This is a genomic window from Bradyrhizobium guangdongense, assembly GCF_004114975.1.
GTDB lineage: Bacteria > Pseudomonadota > Alphaproteobacteria > Rhizobiales > Xanthobacteraceae > Bradyrhizobium > Bradyrhizobium guangdongense.
In genome coordinates this window covers 521,806-540,789 of record NZ_CP030052.1, presented here as the reverse complement: position 1 = coordinate 540,789, position 18,984 = coordinate 521,806, and the positions used below count along the sequence as shown (strand labels likewise).

Below are 18,984 nucleotides of genomic sequence, written 5' to 3'. Positions count from 1 at the left end.
GATCCGGAGACGATGGCGAAGCCTGGATCTCTGCGACTGATTCACGGACGCGAGCGTCTGTGCCGGGAGAAGCGTACGCGGCCTGCCTTTCGTTTCCAGCAAATCGGAAGGAGCGGCGGGAGCTCGTCTCGTTTGTGGAGTTCGGGAAAGACCGATTGCTGGAGAAGGGGTTCGCAACGCGCAGCGTAGTCGCGCTCGAGCGCTTCCGTCAGCCGTTGTCCAGTGGATCAGACCGACCGGTCGGTGCCTGCGCAGGGCTGGGACCAGCAACAACATTAGTGCTTCGCACCTCCTTGACAACGCGCGTGACGATCTCGGAGGTCAACTCACGCTTCATCTCGCATCAGCTCCGCTATCCTTGCCGTAGTCATCGACGCCGAGTTGCCTTGCCCGGCACGGTCGTGTTGGTTGTCCTTGCAGATGCGCGAAAAATGATCCGCGCAGATTTCCTCGAATTTGTCCCAGCTCGGCGGCGGACGAAGCTGTTCGTTGTTGGCTCCAGACATGTTTCTGGATTCCGACCCGCCTGGTTAGTCGTGACTGGCGGCACCCTCGGTGCTGGTCCCAAATGGCTGCCCCTGACGAGTCAAAGAGCTTCCCAAATAGATTATCATAGGAACTTTCACAACTAATAGCTGCATATTTTGGTTACATATCCCGTTGATATATTTACGGCACTAGAAAATGGAATAAGTGCTCTTGAGAGCAAATTATCGCACATAAAGCGCTCTTAAAAGCAAAATATGGCAAACTGCAGGAAATTGCTGTATGCTCTTAAGAGCATAATAATCTGCTTAATGGCCTTCAAGAGCATGGTAGCAACCAACAAACTTCAAAAGGCGCCCCCTTACCCGGTGTCACGGACGCTCACGCAATTGGGAGCGGATCTGCGTACTGCACGCATCCGCCGCAACATGACCATGCAGGACGCAGCCAGCAGAATTGGAACGGGCGTGCGCGCTGTTATGGACGCCGAAAAGGGCAAAGCATCGACGGGTATCGTGGTGTATGCCGGGCTGCTGTGGCTCTACGATATGCTCCAGCCCCTCGAAGAACTCGCTGACCCCTCAAAGGACAGGGAAGGGATTGCTCTGCAAGCGACGCGGGAACGCAAGCGGGCGCGCAAGTCCGGAGGGCTCGACAATGACTTCTAAAGCAACACCGAATGCTTCGTCTACATCACGCTGCCGTGTCAGACCGAACCGATAACCGCCGGCCCGATTCTAGCTCGCTAAGGATCGCCGTGGCAATGCATTGGCTCGCTTCGTCTACGGCAAGTTGTACCTCTCAAACGGAGATGCGGTCGCGATTGATCCTATCGAGCTTGAATTATCGGATGAGACTTACGAAACAGGCCGACTGAATGGCGGTCTTTGGCGCGTTACGCGATGCAAGCTCGGACTATTGGGGTCGCCGCGTCATCGAGAAGCATGCCGGGGTTCCCCAGCTTGGCGAACTCGACTATCTGCTGAATTCAGCCGACGACGGCGTAGGGGCGCTTGGTTTGGACTTGGTCAACAACCTCCGGCACCACGTCGCAAATTCAACAAGACGCTCGAACTTGCAAAGCTTCAGGAAATCGCCGAAGCCTTGATGCTCTAGGAAGATGTAAAACCGAGGAAGGCGCCCAGGTTCGAGACTGGATGCTGCTCGGCACCTCCATGGGCGGAGCCCGTCCGAAAGCTGTCGTCGAAGATGACCACGGATTCTGGATCGCAAAGTTCAATCGTCCGGACGACCGCTGGAACAACACTCGCGTCGAACGCGCGATGCTCGAGTTGGCCAAGGTTTGCAGCGAAGGACGTTCTTCTCGTCAAGCGCTTTGATCGCACGTAGACGGGCAAGGGATATTTGCGTTCGCGGATGATCAGCGGGCTAACCGGTTTGCGAGCTGATGAAGCCGTCGAGATGCGCGATCGCTGGTCCTATGTGTTGATGGCGGAAGAGATGCGCCGGGTCACGGAGGAGCCGGGAAAGGATGCGAAAGAACTTTTTCGACGCATGACGTTCAATGCACTGATTTCCAACGTCGACGATCAGCCGGCCGCGTGCATCACTACGGACGCGACCGACTTCGTTCAAGGAGTGCAATGAGCTCGGCCATTATGGCTTGCCTTTCTTGGCTTTCGCCACAATGGCATCCAGATCGACGGCGGACTTCGGGGCGGCGTGGCCCGAGGAGAGATTGCTGTCTGCATCGAGCTTGATGCCGAGAGCATCAAGGACGCGAAGGATGAGCCCGAGTTCTGCGCGCTGGTGGCCATGCTCGACTTCGATGATCCATTGGCGACTGACACCAACCTGTTTAGCTAGCGTCGACTGATCGAGCTTGAGGCGCTTGCGCCGGTCGCGGATGACGGCGCCAAGATCGGCTGCGGTACGTGTGAGCATGGAACATCCAAATGTCAGCGATCGCTTACATTACCGTGTCGCCGTTCGCTGACAATCGGAAATGTCAGCGTTTGACAACATTTTAGAATGTCGCCGATCGACGACATCTGCGCCGGGATGTCCAATCATTTGAGACGCCGACAGCGGCTTAGTTTGGCATTGACCAAGCAAGCGGCGACCCCGCTCGACCGCAGCTGGGTTTTTTCCGCTTTTGGTTTTCCGACCGTTGCCAGGGACCTCGCCCGTTGAGAATCGACTTGGGGAGTTAAGTTGGGTTATGTGAACGTTTCGGTTGATCCATTGGTCACTTATGTCCTCTTCGGCCCTTTTTTGGATAGTTTCTTCGGAACCATTCGAACCGTGTTGACATTGTGTACACGAATGCAATATAACGCTTCATAAGAAGTGAGGAGTAACCGCAATGGAAGCAGCACTACAGCGCCCTGCGGCGCGAGTAAGGTCGCGCCGCGTCCGGAGCGAAACCAATATCCACATTCGCGCTACCGCACAGGTAAAGCACTTGATCGATACCGCTGCAGTGGCGGTGGGCAAGACGCTTAGCGAATTCATGCTGGATAGTGCGCGGCAACATGCCATCGATGTGCTTTTGGACCAAAGGTTATTTGTCCTTGATCCAGAGAAGCACGATGCCTTCTTGAATGCACTTGATAACCCGCCTCCGGCCGGGACCAAGTTGAAGGCACTGATGAAGCGTAAGCCGCTTTGGCAGAAGTAATCGAACATCCGAGGAAGCGTGCGGGCATAACCTCCCCCACGCTTCTCAAGCCGACGCATGACTTTAGCCGCTTTGATTGCGGTAATGAAGCCCTGACCGATTGGTTGAAGAATCGCGCCCTCGACAGCGAGGGCAAGACTGCTCGCACCTATGTTGTTTGCGAGGGCAATTCGGTCGTAGGCTACTACTGCATCGCCTCTGGAAGTGTTGAGAGGGCTGCAATTCCCAAGCCGCCCATAAAAAGGCACGGACTCCCAAATCCCGTACCTGTAGCCATTATAGGCCGCTTGGCGCGAGATCTTACCTACAAGGGCAAGGGGCTCGGCCAAGACCTGCTTCAACATGCCCTCCACCAAATCGTTCACGCATCTGAAACGATCGGTATTCGCGCCATCCTGGTACACGCGATCGATGAGAAGGCTGCCGCTTTTTGGAAAGAAGCGGAATTCATAGAAAGTCCGATTGGGTCCCGAACATTTTTCCTCCCTATCGAAACTGCCATCGACGCACTCTAATGGCGTCACAATCCAACTGCCCCAGTACCGAATGGCCGAGCCGCTCCTGGACCACCTTAGGCGCCGCAATTCAAGCCCGCCATCAACCTTGCGGTTTATATATCAGCTCGCAAAGAAGTGCCGAAAGAGAGTGAAGCCCGGATATTTTGCGGCGTCCATGGCCTTCTCGTTGGAGCCTTACCTAACTTGGTGATACCGGCGGCGATTTGCACCGGTCACAGGGCCCCGTTTGACCATGTAATCGCGGGTGACGATCTCGACGTCCTTCACCGGACTGGAAACACCGATCCGAGATCGGGCTTGGGACATTGCAGCCTCCATTCACGCAACGCATTGAATGCGATCGGCGGCAATGGGACGAACGCTCCTCCGAGCCTGATTTCGGGCGGCCGAGCTGATTGTATTCGTCGGCGCGCTCATGAACATGAAACTTACGCTTGGTGAAATCGACATTGACCCCTGCCTGCCCCACAATTCCGACGCGGAAAGGCCAGTGAAGATCACGGTCTGGGAAATTGAGCCTTGGCTGGAGTTGCTGCCGTTCACGGCGGCCGGAATCCGTGCGACGGTTTGGCGAAGGTCAACCTCAGACGCCCCATCTCAAACGCGCAGAAACAGTTAGGCCGACAAAGGGATCACGCCTTCATTGCGAAGTCGCCAGCGCTTAACACCCATGATGGCCTTTGGCTCCGGTACCATTGCCTCGTTTCGAGTGTTGCGCACCGGCCTTTACGAGCAGTGGACACTATCGAGCTATGTGGGCACGCGCTTCTGGCTGTCGGCGATTTGGCTACGTCTTTGCCTTGCGGCGGACGCTGGCGCGATGCCGGATCTCGACGAAACCATTCGGCTCCTTTTTGGAAACGATCTGGCGTAGGATTTCCAGAAGCATGTCGATCACCTCGGATGCCACTCGCGTTGGCGGACGATCGGCAAGGTAAATGAGGTCCAGATCGCTTCTGATTTCGGGGGTGACAATGGGGCTGGCGCTCAAGACGCCAGTCTCGAGCTCGTATTTGACAGCGCCGAAGGGGAGGACAGCGGGAGCAAGGCCCTGTCGCACGAGGTCTTTCAGAAGGGTAACGGAATCGATCTCCAGCACCGTGGATACGGAGAGATTGAGGCCAGCGGCGCCCGCATCCAGCAAACTTCGGATCGGATTTTGAGCCGACGGAAGCAGCAGAGCATGTTCAAGGAGGCTCGCAAGGCCGACCGGATCGCCAGCGAACATCCCTGGTGGCCCGATGGCGAACAGCCGCTCGACGGCAAGGCACTCACTGACGAGGCGCGGGCTATCTGGCTGAAGGCCGTTGACTAATGCGACATCGATCGAGCCGGTCAGCACCCAGTTTTGCAAATAAGCGCTATATCCCTCAAGTAAGCGCGGACGAACGCGAGGCAGACGTTCGCGACAGGCCCTGATGAGCTCCGCTCCCGCCATGGCGATAACCGACGGCGTGGCTCCGATAATCACGTCGCCGGTCAGGTGTTTTCCTTCGGCCATGACCTCCTGACGAACAAGCTCCACGTCGCGCAGGATTTGGGATGCGCTTCGGTGCAGCATGAGGCCTGCTTCCGTCATCTGCATGCCTCTCCCGTCTCGGTCGAACAGCGGCGTTCGCAGTTCGTCTTCGAGAGCACTGATTGACCGGCTGATGGCAGGGCCTGCTACGCCGAGGTGAGCCGAAGCGCGGGCGATGCTCTTCAGATCCGCGACGAAAACGAAGTACCGAAGCTGTCGTAGGTCCATGGCTTATGAACGGGCGAATTGATACATAGCAAATGCCGTTCGGCTTGTGCGGACGGGACCGCGACAGCTCTGCAACCAACCGTCAAACCGAGCTTGCCGCATGAATTTTTGGCCCTCACATGTTAGCCACTCAGCTTATGCGAGCCTGGCAGAGCGCACCAGTAGACGTTGGTTTCTTCCTCGCCCATTCGCCAGCTAGCTTGGGCAAACGCATCGCAAGGGCGGCGGCTGCCGAGCTCTCCGGCATCGTAGGTATGAATGGGTCTGCGGGGCCTGAACGGCGATCTGCGAAAAGGACCGCGAGAACGTGCTTCGTTGAGCCGCAATCCGCAGGACCCCTTTCCGACCTTGACGCCTGGTGAGCAAGGATGGCAAGGCGCGTGCGGCGGCAACTCTTTCGACCGCGGCTCGTTCTCGCCCAGTGCAAGTTGGATATTCGGCAATGTCAGTCCGAGCGTCTCAAGCCTGAGGAGACTAAATCGCAGCTAGGCAGCAGGATAATCAACTAGTATTGTATGATACCAATTACCGAATTAGTACAAGGAATTACTGCGTGAAGGTTTCCAAAGTCCAGCGCGTACCGGCCAAGGCCGCACCGCTCCGGCAACAGGTCGCAAGCAATCTGCGCACCGCCATCATTGATGGCCGCTTTCAACCAGGCGAGCGGTTGAAGGAAGGCGAGCTGTGTGCATGGACCGGCGTCAGTAGGACTGCCGTCCGTGAAGCCCTGCGGCAACTGGAGGCCGAGGGCATCGTCGACAACATCCCCAATCAAGGACCCGTGGTGGCGCGGGTATCCCCCGACGAGGCGCGGCAACACTATGAAGTCAGGGGTATGCTGGAAGGGCTGACGGCAAGGACCGCCGCCGAGCGGATCTCTGAGCGCGAAATCAAGGACTTGCACCGGCTCAAACGAGATTTGGACCGCGCCTTCAAATCAGGTAGCGTTGCTAAGGTGCTCGAATGCAAGAATCAGCTCGACGAATTCCTGATGAGCGTTTCGGCCAACAGCGTCGTCAAGGGCTTCGTGAGCGTCATTCGCGCACGTCTCAGCTATCTTCGTCCCATTGTTCTGTCGCAGCCCGAACGCCTGAAGGAAAACGCTGTCGAGGTCCATGCGATAATCGACGCGATCATCACACGGAAGCCGCAGGCGGCGTGGCAGGCTGCCGTCAATCACGTCAACATGGGCGCGAGAGCAACCCTCAAGGTGCTGGAGCAGCTGGAGGTGGCGGCGGAACACCAGGCCGCGCTGGACGCGGAAGCCGCGCTTCGGGCGAAACGTCCGCGGGGACGGCCGCGCCGTGACGCGGCACCAAATAATCCGGTCGGTAGGGTGACGATGTAAAAACCGGTCCGCGCGATGGTCTATCTGCTATCCACCCTCGGCCTGGAGACCGTTGTCTCGAACCACCTGCCCCCAAATATGCGCCTGCTCCGCGTAAAAGTTGCGCATGTAGTCCGGATCGCTCGCAGCGACCGTCAGCCCCATCGCGTTGATCCGTCCCGTCACGCTGGCGTCCTTCAGAACCGCGCGCATCTCTGTATTGAAACGCGCGATGATCTGTTTGGGCGTCTTCCCGGGCGCATACAGTCCCCACCAAGGCGTCGCGACGAGATCGGGAAACCCGCTTTCGGCGAGCGTCGGTACGTCGGGAAGGGTCGGGTGGCGTGTTGCGCCGGTCTGAGCGAGAGGGCGCAGCAACTTGGCGTCGATCTGGCTGTTGAGCACCGTGGTCGCTGCGATGATCAGGTCAATATGTCCCGCAATCGCGTCGTTCACCGCGGGGGCTGCTCCCTTATAGGCAACGTGGCTCCACTGCGCGCCGGAGCGTTTGGCAAGCAGCAGCATCGTGAGATGGCCAAGACTCGCCGTTCCAGCCGACGCAAATGCGAAGCCGCCCTGCTTGGCTTTCGACGCAGCGATCAACTCAGCCAAAGTCTGGTAAGGGCGTGACGGCTGACAGGCAATGATGTTCGGCGCCGTACCGACCAGCATGACCGGATCCAGATCTGTCTCGGAATTATATGGCAGGCTCGGCTGCGTCACCGGGTTGGTCGCGTGAGTATCGAATACGAACAGCCACGTGCGGCCATCTGGCGGTGACTTCGCCACTGCCGCCGCGCCGATGCTGCCCGCTGCGCCCGGACGGTTTTCGATGATGATCGTCGTTCCCAGTCTCTGCTGCAAACCCGGCTGAACCAGACGGGCGATAGCGTCCAGCGTTCCGCCGGCAGGAAACGGGATGATGAACTTCATCTGACCCGCAGGCCAGTCCTCTGCCCTGGCAACAAAGGGGGTGGCGAGTGCGCCGGCGAGCACGGCACGTCGTGTCAGTTGTCCCATGTGTTTCTCCCGAGGTGATGATCGAGAACAAGACTTCGGACCAACAGTTCGGGGGGTGGCCCAGGACGGCATGCAAGCGTCGCCGGCCCCGCCCATTCTCCTTATCGCTGCGCAAACGTTGCGATCGGCCCTGCAACAGGTTTTCCGCGGTGCCAGACCGCCGAGATCTTGTGGACGTTGGCTATGTCGGCCGATGGATCGGCGTCGAGCACGACGAGATCGGCGAGCTTGCCAGCTAGCAGGACACCGCGGTCATCCAGCTTGAGCAGCTTCGCCGCGCCGCTGGTCGCGATGGTCAGCGCCTGCATCGGCGTGAGGCCGGCTTCAACCATGAGATCGAGCTCACGATGTTCGGCAATGCCGGGGAAACGCAGGCCCACGCCGGAATCGGATCCGAACCCGATGCCGATACCTGCCTTGTAAAGCGTCATCAGGTTCTTCTGGTTCATCGCCAGCGCCTTGCGGGCGCGCTCGGAAGCTGGTGCGTCATGGACCTTCTGCTGCCAAGCCGGATCCTCCAATTGCGTCTTCACGGCGGGATCCAGTGCCCGGTTCACGAACGGATCCGCCGAGACCTGCGGCTTGTCGGCAAAAATGAAATTTGAATCGTCGAGCGCCAAGGTGGGAACGTACCAGGCGGCATTCTTCTTCATCAATTCGATCGTCGGCGGATCGATCTCTTTGTCACGGATGCCGTGCGCCAGAATGTCAGCGCCGGCCTTCAGGGCGGCCTGAGCATCTTCGAGGTCGTTGATGTGGAAGGCGACCCGAAGCGCGTTCTTGTGGGCCTCGTCGACGGCGGCGGTATAGACCTCCGGCTTCACTTTGACTGGCAGCAGCTTGCCGAAGTCGTCAAGCCAGATCTTGATCAGGTCGGTCTTGCGTCCCGCCATCTCCCTCACCGCTTCGCGCGCTGCGTCGGGCGTATCCGGGCGATAGATCTGGTTCGGGCCGACGGGAACGATCGCCACGGGCGGTGCTCCCATCGCAACCCCAATGCCGCGGTCGGCGCCAAAGATGTCGGCCCCTGGCGCCTTGCCGGCATGTAGATCCGCTCGCAGATCGTAGAATTCAGGTGCGTTCAGGCCCAGCGACGTGATCGTGGTGACGCCATAGGCCTCCCACTGTCGAAGTTGGGACAAGATGTAGTCGCGATTATAGTTGTCCGGACTCGCCTTGAGGCCCCTGACGATACCCACATGGGAATGATCCGAGATCATGCCGGGGATGATGGACTTGCCCTTGAGGTCAACGACATCGGCATCGGATGGCACCGGCACCGCCGTTACGGACCCAACGGCCGCGATGCGTCCGTCGCGAATGACCAAGACGGAATCGGGAAGCGGCTTTCCACCCGCTCCGTCGATCAGAGTGGCTCCCTTCAGGACGACTGACTTTGTTTGCGCCTGTCCCGGCATGCCCGATAGACACAGGCCCGCGATGGCCAAGATGACGACCGATGCGGCTCTCATGCGGCGCTCCTCCCTGTTTCCTCGTTCCCCACGGGTTGGTCCCAGGGGCCATTAAATCTTATAGTACTATATTACGAGCAATTAGCAATTGATCCCGAGACGATGCGCCCTGGATCACCTAACTCAGCGATTTATCGCAGCACGAACGGATAGGGCTCGTCGCCGCTGCTCATCCAGACGGTCTTGGTCTGCATGTATTCGTTGATGGCCTCGATGCCGTTTTCGCGACCGAGACCGCTGCGCTTGTAACCGCCGAACGGGGCCATGTAGCTCACCGTGCGGTAGGTATTGACCCAGACCATGCCGGCCTTTAGCCGGTCAGCCATGACATGGGCGCGCTTCATGTTCTGCGTCCAGACGCCTGCGGCCAGACCAAAGAGGATGTCGTTGCCGATCTCGACGGCTTCCTCCTCATCGCGAAATGGGATCACGGACAGGATCGGGCCGAACACCTCCTCCTGCGCGATCCTCATGCTGTTCTTGACGCCGGTGAAGACCGTGGGCTCGACGAAGAGACCCTTGCCGCATTCCGGCCGATGGGCACGATCGCCTCCGAGTGCCAGATGCGCGCCATCCTTCTTGCCGATCTCCATATAGGCGAGGACCTTGTCGAACTGCGGCCGGTTGGCGACCGGCCCGACCTGTGTTTCGTTCTGCATTGGATCGCCCATCTTGATCGTGGCCGCCGCCTTCAGGAGCTTTTCGACGAAGGCGTCGTGGACAGATTCCTGTACCAGCATTCGCGAACCGGCGATGCACGCCTGCCCGACGGCCGCGAAGATTCCGGCAATGGCGCCGTTGACCGCATTGTCGAGATTGGCGTCGTCGAACACGATATTGGGCGACTTGCCGCCCAGCTCCAGGCTGACGCGTTTCAGGCCGCGCGCAGCGCCCTTGTAGATCTTCTGGCCGGTGGCATCGGAGCCGGTGAACGCGACCTTGGCGACCTGAGGATGCTCGACCAGCGCCGGCCCGACCTCATTGCCAAAGCCGGTAACCACGTTGATGACCCCAGGGGGGAAGCCCGCCTCCTCCACCAGCGCCATCATCTCGAGGAGCGATGCGGAGGTGAATTCCGAGGGCTTGAGCACCACGGTATTTCCGGCCGCCAGCGCCGGCGCAAGCTTCCAGGCGACCAGCATCAACGGCGAATTCCAGGGGATGATACCGACGACGACGCCGACCGGCTCGTGCTTGGTGTAGGTGAACATGTTGGGCTTGTCGATCGGGATGACCGAGCCCTGAATCTTGTCCGCGAGGCCGCCGAAGTAATAGTACCATTGCGGAATGTAATTGAGCTGCCCTCGCATCTCGCTGATCAGCTTGCCGTTGTCCCTCACTTCGATCTCGGCGAGCCGCTCTGCATTCGCCGCGATCAGGTCCCCCAGCTTGCGCATCAGCGCGCCGCGCTGCGTTGCATTCAGCTTGGGCCACGGCCCCACATTCATCGCCCGATGCGCCGCCTGGACTGCGCGCGCGGCATCCTCGGCATTGCCGCGCGGGATCAACGCCCATGGCTCGGCGGTGTAGGGATTCATGGTCTCGAACCACTCGCCCGAGGCCGGATCCTCCCACTTTCCACCGATATACATCTGGTACTTCTTCACGGAACGCCTCCCTGCAGCATAAATATCTGGAATCATAATATCGTATTATTGGCTTTTAGTGAGGTCAAGCTATTGCTTACTACGCGCCCTGAGGGAGGTTTGACAAAATATCTTTTGCAATAATACGGTATGACATACTTTATTGACGTTGCAGGTCGACGAACCCGCGCGGGGAGGACTAGAATGACAAACAACGTGGCCACCGACATCACCGCTGCGCTAAAGCATGCCGGTGTCGAGAACTTCTTCCTCCTCACCGGCGGCGACCAGCCGTTGTGGATCGCGCTTCGCGATGCCGGAATTCGAATGGTGGTCGCACGCAGCGAGGCCAGCGCGGTCTACATGGCGGACGGTTATGCCCGCGCCAGCGGCCGCGTCGCGCCGGCCTATGGGCAGGCCGGGCCCGGCGCCGCCAACGTCGCGGCCGCACTGGCAGATGCCGTCTGGGCCCAATCGCCGGTATTCGCGCTGACAGGAGCGACCGCGACGCAAGCCCTGCACATGAACGAGTATCAGGACCTCGACCAACATGTCATTTTCCAGCCCGTCACGAAGTGGAACGGTGCCGTCGCCGCTCCTGAGATGACAGGGAGTCTCGTCTCGCAGGCGCTTCACATCGCGGCGACACCGACATGCGGACCCACCCATCTCGACGTGCCGAAGAATTTCTTCGCGCTGCCCGGGGACCCGCAAACCGCGAACCGGCTAGAACGTTCCTACTCAAATGCCGCCAGCAAGGTGCGTGCGCTCGGCACCGAGGTTGCTACGGCGCTCGACCTCCTCAAGCGCGCGGAGCGCCCGGTTCTGTTTGTCGGCGAGGGCGTGCGGCTTGCCGGCGCGTGGGCCGAACTGGCACTGCTGTCGGACCTTGCGGGCATCCCGATCGTCGCCACGGCTGGCGGCAAGCCGGCCATTCTGACGTCACACCCGAATTTCTGCGGCATCGTCGGACGCTATTCCTCGGTGAGCGCCAACAAGCTCGTGGCAGAGGCCGATTGCGCCCTCGCTCTCGGGACCCGATTGGGCGGACTGGCAACCAACGGCTACACTTTGCCGAGCCGCAAGGCGACCGTGATCCAGATCGACCATGATCCGGCTTCCCTCATTAACACCTACGCGCCACGCCTCGGTGTCCGCGCCGACATCAAGATCTTCCTCACCGACCTACTTGACCTCGTTAAACAGCAGAATTTGCGGACATCGTCCGCCTGGCTGGACCGCTGCCGCCGCGATACTGATAAATGGACAGCTAATCACCGCGAACAACTCGCTGCGTCAGGTGGCAACACGGCCCTCTCCCCGCTTTCGGTGCTCGACGAGCTCTCCCGCTATGGCAGCGAGATCACGCTGGTCGCAGACACAGGTTACATGGCTGCCTGGACCGGCGTGCTGTTCCCGACGCTGCGTTACGACGCCTTCTTCCGCGCAGTCGGATCGCTCGGCTGGGCGCTCCCCGCCTCGCTCGGCGTCCAGATCGCGCGATCGGAGAAGGTGGTATGCATTACCGGCGACGGCGGCGCCGGCTATCACCTGGCTGATGTCGAGACGGCGGTTCGCTACAGGCTGCCGGTCGTGATCATCGTCATGAACAACAGCGCGCTCGCCTTCGAATATCACGAGAAATATCGCTGGAAGGGAAATGTGGTTGCGGAAGCGAACGATTTCGGGCGCGTCGACTTCGCCGCGGCCGGAATCGCGCTGGGTGCAAGGGGCGCACGCGCCACCAATCGCGAGGAATTTGTGGCAGCCATGGCGGTCGCAATGAAGGCATCCAATCCGTTCGTGATCGACGTCGTCATCGACAAGGAAGCCTTTCCGCCCGTCACCAATTTCGATGCCGTGATGGAACGGAAGCTCTAGATTGGCGGACGGCGCGCCGGAGGAGCGGGCACGCCGTCAGCGATCCAACCTACGACAATCAACAATCATAAAGAACCAGGGTGGAACCATGAAGACCCGTCGAGCTATTGTTGGAGTTGCCGCGGTCGGCCTGTTGCCGCTGACCGCCCCCTCTGTCGTCCGAGCGCAAAAGGCCACGATCCGCTGGCGCCTGGCGTCCAGCTATCCCAAGAACCTCGACACCATTCACGGTATCGCCGTTCGCCTTGCCAAGCACGTCGAGGAGATGACGGATGGCGGCTTCCAGATTCAGGTGTTCGGCCCCGGGGAAATCGTGCCAGGCCTGCAGGTACTCGATGCCGTGCAGAGCGAAACGGTCGAGATAGGACACACGGCATCGATCTACTACAGCGGCAAGAACAAGGCGTTTGCGATCGACACCGGGCTGCCGTTCGGAATGACGCCACGCCAGCATCTGTCGTGGATGTATCGCGGCGGCGGGCTCGAACTGTTCAGGGAGTTCTTCAAGTCCTACGGCGTCGTGAACTTTCCCGGCGGCAGCACGGGCGTGCAGATGGGCGGTTGGTTTCGCCGCGAGGTCAATACGCTCAATGATCTGAAGGGCCTCAAGATGCGCATCCCCGGCATTGCGGGCGACGTGGTCGCACGCCTCGGCGTCGTTCCTCAGAACATTGCCGGCGGCGACACCTATGCTGCACTAGAAAGAGGCACGATTGACGCGGTCGAATGGGTCGGCCCCTACGATGACGAGAAGCTGGGCTTCAACAAAGTCGCAAAATATTACTATTACCCGGGCTGGTGGGATTGCACGGGGCAGTTGGCCTTCTATGTAGGAGCGAAGGCTTGGTCGGCCTTGCCTGCTCATTATCAGCGGGCATTCGAGGTGGCCGCCGCGGAGGCCTCCTGGGACATGCTGTCGCATTACGACGCCAGCAACATGGCGCCGCTGCGTCGGCTGATCGCAAACGGCACCGAGCTCAGGCCATTCTCGCGCGAGATCATGGAGGGCGGCTATCGCGCGGCATTCTCGCTCTACGCCGAAGAGACGGAGAAGAATGCCGAGTTTCGCAAGATCTACAGCGAATGGCTGAAGTTTCGTGAGGACATCGTGACCTGGTTCAGGGTCGCAGAAGCGAGCTTCGAATCCAATCTGTATAGCTTGTACAAGACGTGACCGGATCGGTCTCTAGGGCTCGGGGGCCCGCGCTTCGCATCGGCAACTCAGGCGACTTCCAGCAGCCGCGTTCAAACGATGCCCAAGAAGTTTCGTGCTGGCTATCCTTCTTGGACTGGCTGCGGCCGAATATGGATCGTGAGGGTCTTACCGCGCACGCTCCGTCATCCCCTCGAACTGTGTGCGGTAACACAACTCTGGGCCCTGACGCGATATATATAGTGCTACGCCGCAGAGTTCTTACTCGGCAACGACGCCCAGTAACGAATTCAGCACGAACACAGGACAGCCCGAGCCGGCGCATGCGGAGTAGGTTGGTGCCGCCGGAAGGCGATGCAATCATGTTGGACGGATTGGGACCGCCAAAACCGCTCGGCGCCGGGGCGGCAACTCCGGCAGACCTTGTCACCCGCCCATGGGACTGACTTTCCGCATTTTATAGCCAAATTGCCGGGCTGGCTCCACGTGAATACGCAAGCAAGGCGTAACTTAAGAAGGCACGGCAATGATCTGCTCGCTGTGAATTTCGCTATTCCGAGCGAAGGAATTGAGCAGAAGGCGCGCAAGACCGGTGGCTCGTGCGCCGAACCCGAGCAGATCAGAACCGACGTCGACCGCCACGCCGCCGAACCGAGAGTCTACAGATGCATCCTAGCTGCGCCGCGAAAAGCGACGGCTAGCACCATTCGCACATGATCGAAGAAGGCCTGGTCGGAACCTCGAAAAGTGGGATTAAGGTGCCGTTCCGGGCCGCCATTGAATGGCTAGCCATTGAGCTTGGCTGAGTTGTGCAGGCGTGAGATTATTGGCTACCGCGTCTCTTGTTCGAAGGTAATACGGGCGCCGTAGCTGAGGAGCGTGGGCGGCAGCCAAATTCAGCCACATGTACGCAAGAACGCCATCCTGCGCAACGCCATGCCCCTTATCGTAGGAGAGGCCGAACAAATATTGGCCTGTCGGATCACCGCATGCGGCTGCCGTGTGGTAATACGCCGCGGCTATCTCGTAGGACTGCGGGACATTGAAGCCATGTTCGTGCCTGAAGCCCAAGACAGCTGCGGCTCGAGCGGACCGGCATGCTTCAATCGCACCGCCCGCCGCCGAAACATGTCGCCGCGCGAATGAGCGCCCGTTTTCGGAGAGTTCGGCGCCGAACACGTTGCCGATAGTCCACAGTGTGAGGAACAAAGTTCCGATCAGGGGGCGTGCATTCTTCATAGATGTTCCCGAGTCGATTTGCAATCTGCAACGATCATTCGAACCTCACCAGACCTTCCATATCAGCCATGTGACCCAAATGGCTGGCGCGAAGAACAGACCGAACGGCAGCCGGGTGATGGCTTGGATGCTGTCGCGACGGAGAAGCGCCGCAATTCCGCAGGCGATTAAAGCTGATCCGGCCGCGACCTCGATTGCGATTGGAATCAGATTCCAATCGAGCCAGACTCCAGCAACGCCGGCGAGTTTGACGTCCCCCAACCCGATGCCGTCGCGCAGACGGACGGACCTGTAGGCGATGCGCAATAGCCAGAACATCGCGGCTAATGCCGCTCCGCGCGATGCTGCCGTCGCGAGCGTCGGCACCATCCAGTCTGGAGGTTGCACGAACACGTTTGCCAATCCGAGTACAAGCGCCAGGATGGTCAGTTCGTCTGGTATTACGAAGAGTCGCGCATCTATAACGGCGATTGCGATGGCAACGGCGGAGAATGCCGCCCCGAGGAGGCCTGCGGAGCTCGGATCCGCTGCGACGCTCGTCGCCATGCAGACGGCGCAGAGGACGAATGCCGCCGTGACCGTGACGTGGGTCGGTGCTCGGAACGTGAGAAACTTTTGCGAGCAACGCGAGAGGCGTTCCGGCATTTTCCTCGTTGCTCCTTCATTGAAGTAGTGGCGGTTGTCTTCCCTTGGAAGGAAGGGACTCGACCGTTCCGCGCAGCTTTGCCCGAAACTCCTCGGCGACGTAGTGGGCGGCAATGCTGTCCCGAATGACTTGCGGACGGATGAAGATAATGAGCTCGGTCCGGGTCGTCGTCTTGTTCTGGTGCGACAGGAGGTCGCCAATTTTCGGTATCTCGTCGAGAACCGGAATCCCACCACGATCGACTTCAGTGTTTTCCTGAATGAGGCCTGCCAAGAGTACGGTTTGCCCGTTCGGCACGGCGACAGAGCTCTTCACTTTGCGTTGCGAGACGGTCGGCGTGAGCGAGTTCGCGGTCGCGTTCGTCGCCTGACTGATTTCTTGCTCGATATCGAGGCGCACGTTGCCGTCGGGACTAACCCGAGGAATGACGCGCAAGATAATGCCGGTGTTGCGATAGTCGATTGAGTTGATGATCGTGTTGTTGGTGCCGGTCGCCGAATTGAGAACGTTGCCGGTGCCGGTCGATACCGGGATCTCGTTCCCAACGAGTAGTGTGCCGACCTGATTGTCGATCACAACCAGCGAAGGGTTCGATAATATCTTGACATCTGTCACCGCGTGCAGCGCATCTATGATCATGTTGGGCTGCGCCTCAGGGCCGACGAGGAAATTAAAGCCTGGGAAGGCGCGGTTAAGGAAAGCGGATGCGACGCCATTGAGGACGCTCGACTGCTGTCCTGGGGGGGAGCTTGGGACGTTCAGGGCGGAGCCTCGATCGGGAGCCATACCGAGGTTTTTGCTTTGGATGAAAAATTGAACCCCGTAGCTCAGATTGTTGTTGAGCGTAACTTCAGCGATGGTCGCATCGATCGCGACTTGAGCCTGCGGTTGGTCGAGCTGGCGTATGGTCTGTTCGACGGTCCGGTAATTCTGAGCGTTCGCATAGATAAGCAGGGAGTTCGTGGAAACGTCGGCTGCGATGCGAATCCCCTCCATCACGGGCCTGCCGCTAAGGCCAGCGCTCTGTAGCTCCGAGCCGCCAGTGTCGTTCCCTGTTCGCGATCCGCCCCCGAGTGCGCCTCCGCCGAAATCAGTATTGCCTTTTGTGCTTGTGGAGGAGCTGGAAGTCGTTGAGATGGCTGGTAGTCGGTCGGCATTGGACGATGTCCTCACCAAACCGCTCCCAGGCGCGACCTGTCCCGCCGCGCTGTCGGTTGCATTTGAGCTGCCTCCGCCGAAGATTTCGCCGAGCACTTTCGCGAGCTGCCGGGCGTCGCCGTACTTGACCCGGCGGACATGTACAACAACACGGGCAGGATCTGATGCGTCGAGTCGGCCAATCCAAGTCTGGACCGTTCGCAGGAGCTGCGGCTTGGAGGTTACCGCCAAAATCGCGTTGCGGCGCTCCATTACCTGAAACTTGACAAGATCGTGCCCAACGTCGCCTTCCTTTGAATTCAAGATTTTTTCGAGTTCTGTCAGGACAGGCTCAGGAGCGCTGTTCTGGAGTGGAAAGATACCGACTGACTGCCCCCGCATCCAATCAACGTCGAAACCAACAGCCGTATCGACGACCGTGCGACGCTCGGGCCCTGTGCCCTGAACCAGCAGCATGTTGCGAGCCTTATCCACGCGAACCGCACCGGGCTTCGTAGCAAAACTATCCAGGAGCTGCATCAGCGTCCCGGCCGATATGTATTGAAGCGGCACGACAGAGACGCCAAATCCCGGCTCCACGTTTGCAGGCTGCGAATCAAGACTGCCGGCTGCGAGTGCCTCTGTCTGTGGGACAATTCGATAAGCGGCGCCGTCGCGGACGAGCGCGACTCCTGCCAATCGGAGCGCACTCTCGAACACGAACAGCAAGTCCTGCTTCGGAACCGGCCTTCCCGACGCAATATTGATATTGCCCTGAGCACGCGGGTCGATTGTGTAGCTCGTCTTCAGGATGTCGCCGAGTACAGTTTTTGCAACCGACGCAATCGTGGCGTTTTCGAAATTCAGTTCATACCCGGGACCGGTGCCGGTACTCGTCGCCGGGGCCACGATTGCCTGCATAGAAGAGACCGGCTCGGCCGAAAAGAGTTGGGCGCGACCTGGCCGGACAGTGCCTTGCAGATCGGCTTCTGCGGTGCGTTCCGGAAATCGGGGAAGCAGATCCTGATTACGAACCTCATCCATTACGTCAGGTTTGGTGTGAGTGTCCTGCCACGTGAGTGGCGCGCCGCATCCCGTCAGAGCCCCCGCGGCAACTAGGGCAATTGTCTTCTTCAGCTTCGCGCCACATCGCAAACGGTGCAGGCGTGTCAACATAGCGCGTAGCCTCTCACTCTCTCGCGTCTTCATTACAAATGCGAGCAGATCGTCGAGCGCGTGAACCGCGCGGCGCCCAATCTTCTCAATGATTGACGTTACTCCTTATGTTGTTGTCGCAACGGCTAAGCCGCATGCAACAATATCGCTGCACCGACACTTTCGTTTCGCCCGTGACAATTCTGCAAAGCAATGTCTCCGCGCGCGAAATCGCTCATAAGACAGCTTGTTCAGCGTCGAGCGGCGACTTCATTCGGTTGAGCAAGGCTGTAATTGCCTCTAACTTAGACATCGCACCGAAACCTTGTTTGAGTATTGCGCATCCCAACCGACCGGTTGAACGTTGGGATTGAGATAAGCATCGCCGAGAAGTTCCCGTTGAGCGGCGGCATCGCCTGGCCGTGCGACGACGAGCGCGCAGTCTTTGGGTGCCTTCGTCATGATGACGGCGTCTCCTTCTTGGAAATCGAACTCGATCTCGTCTGTTTCATCGAAGAGCTCGAGCGTGAAATTGCTGTTGCTCACGGGCTGCTTGAAGTTGAGAGCCATATGCAATGTTAGCACCGATCCATCCCACTCGAGCCATGAATCGGATGCGCCATCGAATGGCTGCTTGGTGCCATTGACGCGCGCGAACGTATAGAAGTCAGACGCGCGCAGCGAATTAACCGTCGCCCTGGCCAGCGGATCAAGCTGGTCACGCCCGAGGTGTGGGGCGCTTTCGTTGAGGCCGCTACTTCGCAATGCCGTCACCGACGTTTCCCTATCGTAGGTCCAAGATACGCGGACGCCGCTGATAGAGCCATTTCCATCAAAGATAACCGCATCATGCATGTGAACCAATATATCCGGATGAGCGTCGACGTGCCTTGCGTGGATGCACACACACAGCGTTGCGACGATTACGAACCAAATCAGAGAGCGTTTCATTGCATCATTTCAGTTGCATCCGGCG

Annotated in this window: 19 protein-coding genes; 9 read left to right on the top strand and 10 right to left on the bottom strand. The window is 59.2% G+C overall.

What is annotated here, in order from left to right; genetic code table 11:
- Positions 1-326: 326 nt before the first annotated feature.
- On the bottom strand, positions 327-506 hold the full coding sequence (locus X265_RS38160; RefSeq protein ID WP_128930088.1) for a hypothetical protein: 180 nt from the start codon (positions 504-506) through the stop codon (positions 327-329).
- Positions 507-797: 291 nt separating this feature from the next.
- Between X265_RS38160 and X265_RS38155 the strand changes: the two genes are divergently transcribed.
- The 4 genes from X265_RS38155 (at position 798) to X265_RS41130 (ending at position 2,094) form a co-directional block, all read left to right on the top strand.
- On the top strand, positions 798-1,154 hold the full coding sequence (locus tag X265_RS38155) for an XRE family transcriptional regulator (protein ID WP_232995558.1): 357 nt from the start codon (positions 798-800) through the stop codon (positions 1,152-1,154).
- Between the two features lie 209 nt (positions 1,155-1,363).
- A complete protein-coding gene (locus tag X265_RS41140; RefSeq protein ID WP_188637395.1) occupies positions 1,364-1,594 on the top strand; it encodes a hypothetical protein in 231 nt (76 codons plus the stop codon).
- A 49-nt stretch (positions 1,595-1,643) separates the two neighbouring features.
- Entirely contained in the window at positions 1,644-1,826 is a 183-nt protein-coding gene (locus X265_RS41135) for a hypothetical protein (protein WP_188637394.1), read from the top strand.
- 37 nt (positions 1,827-1,863) lie between these two features.
- Positions 1,864-2,094 (top strand): hypothetical protein, encoded by a 231-nt coding sequence (locus X265_RS41130; RefSeq protein WP_188637393.1) that lies wholly within the window; start codon positions 1,864-1,866, stop codon positions 2,092-2,094.
- Positions 2,095-2,103: 9 nt separating this feature from the next.
- Here the strand turns inward: X265_RS41130 and X265_RS38145 are convergent, their stop codons facing one another.
- On the bottom strand, positions 2,104-2,391 hold the full coding sequence (locus tag X265_RS38145; protein WP_128930087.1) for a type II toxin-antitoxin system Y4mF family antitoxin: 288 nt from the start codon (positions 2,389-2,391) through the stop codon (positions 2,104-2,106).
- Positions 2,392-2,812: 421 nt separating this feature from the next.
- On the opposite strand from X265_RS38145, the gene X265_RS38140 reads away from it, so the two are divergent.
- Both X265_RS38140 and X265_RS38135 read left to right on the top strand, forming a co-directional pair.
- Complete coding sequence (locus X265_RS38140) at positions 2,813-3,127, top strand: type II toxin-antitoxin system TacA family antitoxin (protein WP_128930086.1); 315 nt, start codon at positions 2,813-2,815, stop codon at positions 3,125-3,127.
- Positions 3,115-3,642 (top strand): GNAT family N-acetyltransferase, encoded by a 528-nt coding sequence (locus tag X265_RS38135; protein ID WP_128930085.1) that lies wholly within the window; start codon positions 3,115-3,117, stop codon positions 3,640-3,642. The genes X265_RS38140 and X265_RS38135 overlap by 13 nt, the downstream gene beginning before the upstream one ends.
- Before the next feature lie 790 nt (positions 3,643-4,432).
- Here the strand turns inward: X265_RS38135 and X265_RS38130 are convergent.
- Positions 4,433-5,392, bottom strand: a complete 960-nt coding sequence (locus X265_RS38130) for a LysR family transcriptional regulator (protein ID WP_128930084.1) — start codon at positions 5,390-5,392, stop codon at positions 4,433-4,435.
- A 553-nt stretch (positions 5,393-5,945) separates the two neighbouring features.
- Here X265_RS38130 and X265_RS38125 point away from each other — a divergent pair.
- Entirely contained in the window at positions 5,946-6,740 is a 795-nt protein-coding gene (locus X265_RS38125; protein WP_128930083.1) for a GntR family transcriptional regulator, read from the top strand.
- A 27-nt stretch (positions 6,741-6,767) separates the two neighbouring features.
- Here X265_RS38125 and X265_RS38120 read toward each other — a convergent pair whose 3' ends face one another.
- The 3 genes from X265_RS38120 to X265_RS38110 all read right to left on the bottom strand — a co-directional run bounded on the left by X265_RS38120 (position 6,768) and on the right by X265_RS38110 (position 10,818).
- Positions 6,768-7,739 carry a Bug family tripartite tricarboxylate transporter substrate binding protein gene (locus tag X265_RS38120; RefSeq protein ID WP_164933595.1) on the bottom strand — a complete coding sequence of 324 codons (972 nt, stop codon included), beginning with the start codon at positions 7,737-7,739 and terminating at the stop codon, positions 6,768-6,770.
- 101 nt (positions 7,740-7,840) lie between these two features.
- The gene (locus X265_RS38115; protein WP_128930081.1) at positions 7,841-9,211 is read right to left on the bottom strand and encodes an amidohydrolase family protein; all 1,371 of its coding nucleotides are present in this window, start codon (positions 9,209-9,211) and stop codon (positions 7,841-7,843) included.
- A gap of 131 nt (positions 9,212-9,342) precedes the next feature.
- A complete protein-coding gene (locus tag X265_RS38110) occupies positions 9,343-10,818 on the bottom strand; it encodes an aldehyde dehydrogenase (protein ID WP_128955150.1) in 1,476 nt (491 codons plus the stop codon).
- Between the two features lie 183 nt (positions 10,819-11,001).
- Here X265_RS38110 and X265_RS38105 point away from each other — a divergent pair, with 183 nt between their 5' ends.
- On the top strand, positions 11,002-12,678 hold the full coding sequence (locus tag X265_RS38105; protein WP_164933594.1) for a thiamine pyrophosphate-binding protein: 1,677 nt from the start codon (positions 11,002-11,004) through the stop codon (positions 12,676-12,678).
- Positions 12,679-12,766: 88 nt separating this feature from the next.
- On the top strand, positions 12,767-13,852 hold the full coding sequence (locus X265_RS38100; protein ID WP_128930203.1) for a TRAP transporter substrate-binding protein: 1,086 nt from the start codon (positions 12,767-12,769) through the stop codon (positions 13,850-13,852).
- 732 nt (positions 13,853-14,584) lie between these two features.
- On the opposite strand, the gene X265_RS38090 is transcribed toward X265_RS38100, so the two are convergent.
- The 4 genes from X265_RS38090 to X265_RS38075 all read right to left on the bottom strand — a co-directional run bounded on the left by X265_RS38090 (position 14,585) and on the right by X265_RS38075 (position 18,959).
- Positions 14,585-15,070, bottom strand: coding sequence for an SEL1-like repeat protein (locus tag X265_RS38090; RefSeq protein ID WP_128930077.1), 486 nt, complete (start codon positions 15,068-15,070; stop codon positions 14,585-14,587).
- A 45-nt stretch (positions 15,071-15,115) separates the two neighbouring features.
- On the bottom strand, positions 15,116-15,715 hold the full coding sequence (locus tag X265_RS38085) for a prepilin peptidase (RefSeq protein ID WP_128930076.1): 600 nt from the start codon (positions 15,713-15,715) through the stop codon (positions 15,116-15,118).
- Positions 15,716-15,731: 16 nt separating this feature from the next.
- A complete protein-coding gene (gene gspD / locus X265_RS38080; RefSeq protein WP_128955149.1) occupies positions 15,732-18,029 on the bottom strand; it encodes a type II secretion system secretin GspD in 2,298 nt (765 codons plus the stop codon).
- 279 nt (positions 18,030-18,308) lie between these two features.
- On the bottom strand, positions 18,309-18,959 hold the full coding sequence (locus X265_RS38075) for a DUF1007 family protein (RefSeq protein WP_128930074.1): 651 nt from the start codon (positions 18,957-18,959) through the stop codon (positions 18,309-18,311).
- Positions 18,960-18,984 lie beyond the last annotated feature (25 nt).

Excerpts from the sequence above, each read along its gene's own strand:
- X265_RS38085 (WP_128930076.1), bottom strand. The coding sequence starts at position 15,715 with ATGCCGGAACGCCTCTCGCGTTGCTCGCAAAAGTTTCTCACGTTCCGA.
- X265_RS38090 (WP_128930077.1), bottom strand. The coding sequence starts at position 15,070 with ATGAAGAATGCACGCCCCCTGATCGGAACTTTGTTCCTCACACTGTGG.
- X265_RS38145 (WP_128930087.1), bottom strand. The coding sequence starts at position 2,391 with ATGCTCACACGTACCGCAGCCGATCTTGGCGCCGTCATCCGCGACCGG.
- X265_RS38130 (WP_128930084.1), bottom strand. The coding sequence starts at position 5,392 with ATGGACCTACGACAGCTTCGGTACTTCGTTTTCGTCGCGGATCTGAAG.
- X265_RS38115 (WP_128930081.1), bottom strand. The coding sequence starts at position 9,211 with ATGAGAGCCGCATCGGTCGTCATCTTGGCCATCGCGGGCCTGTGTCTA.
- X265_RS41135 (WP_188637394.1), top strand. The coding sequence starts at position 1,644 with ATGCTGCTCGGCACCTCCATGGGCGGAGCCCGTCCGAAAGCTGTCGTC.
- X265_RS41130 (WP_188637393.1), top strand. The coding sequence starts at position 1,864 with ATGATCAGCGGGCTAACCGGTTTGCGAGCTGATGAAGCCGTCGAGATG.
- X265_RS38075 (WP_128930074.1), bottom strand. The coding sequence starts at position 18,959 with ATGAAACGCTCTCTGATTTGGTTCGTAATCGTCGCAACGCTGTGTGTG.
- X265_RS38100 (WP_128930203.1), top strand. The coding sequence starts at position 12,767 with ATGAAGACCCGTCGAGCTATTGTTGGAGTTGCCGCGGTCGGCCTGTTG.
- X265_RS41140 (WP_188637395.1), top strand. The coding sequence starts at position 1,364 with ATGGCGGTCTTTGGCGCGTTACGCGATGCAAGCTCGGACTATTGGGGT.
- X265_RS38155 (WP_232995558.1), top strand. The coding sequence starts at position 798 with ATGGCCTTCAAGAGCATGGTAGCAACCAACAAACTTCAAAAGGCGCCC.
- X265_RS38160 (WP_128930088.1), bottom strand. The coding sequence starts at position 506 with ATGTCTGGAGCCAACAACGAACAGCTTCGTCCGCCGCCGAGCTGGGAC.
- gspD (WP_128955149.1), bottom strand. The coding sequence starts at position 18,029 with ATGTTGACACGCCTGCACCGTTTGCGATGTGGCGCGAAGCTGAAGAAG.
- X265_RS38140 (WP_128930086.1), top strand. The coding sequence starts at position 2,813 with ATGGAAGCAGCACTACAGCGCCCTGCGGCGCGAGTAAGGTCGCGCCGC.
- X265_RS38105 (WP_164933594.1), top strand. The coding sequence starts at position 11,002 with ATGACAAACAACGTGGCCACCGACATCACCGCTGCGCTAAAGCATGCC.
- X265_RS38120 (WP_164933595.1), bottom strand. The coding sequence starts at position 7,739 with ATGGGACAACTGACACGACGTGCCGTGCTCGCCGGCGCACTCGCCACC.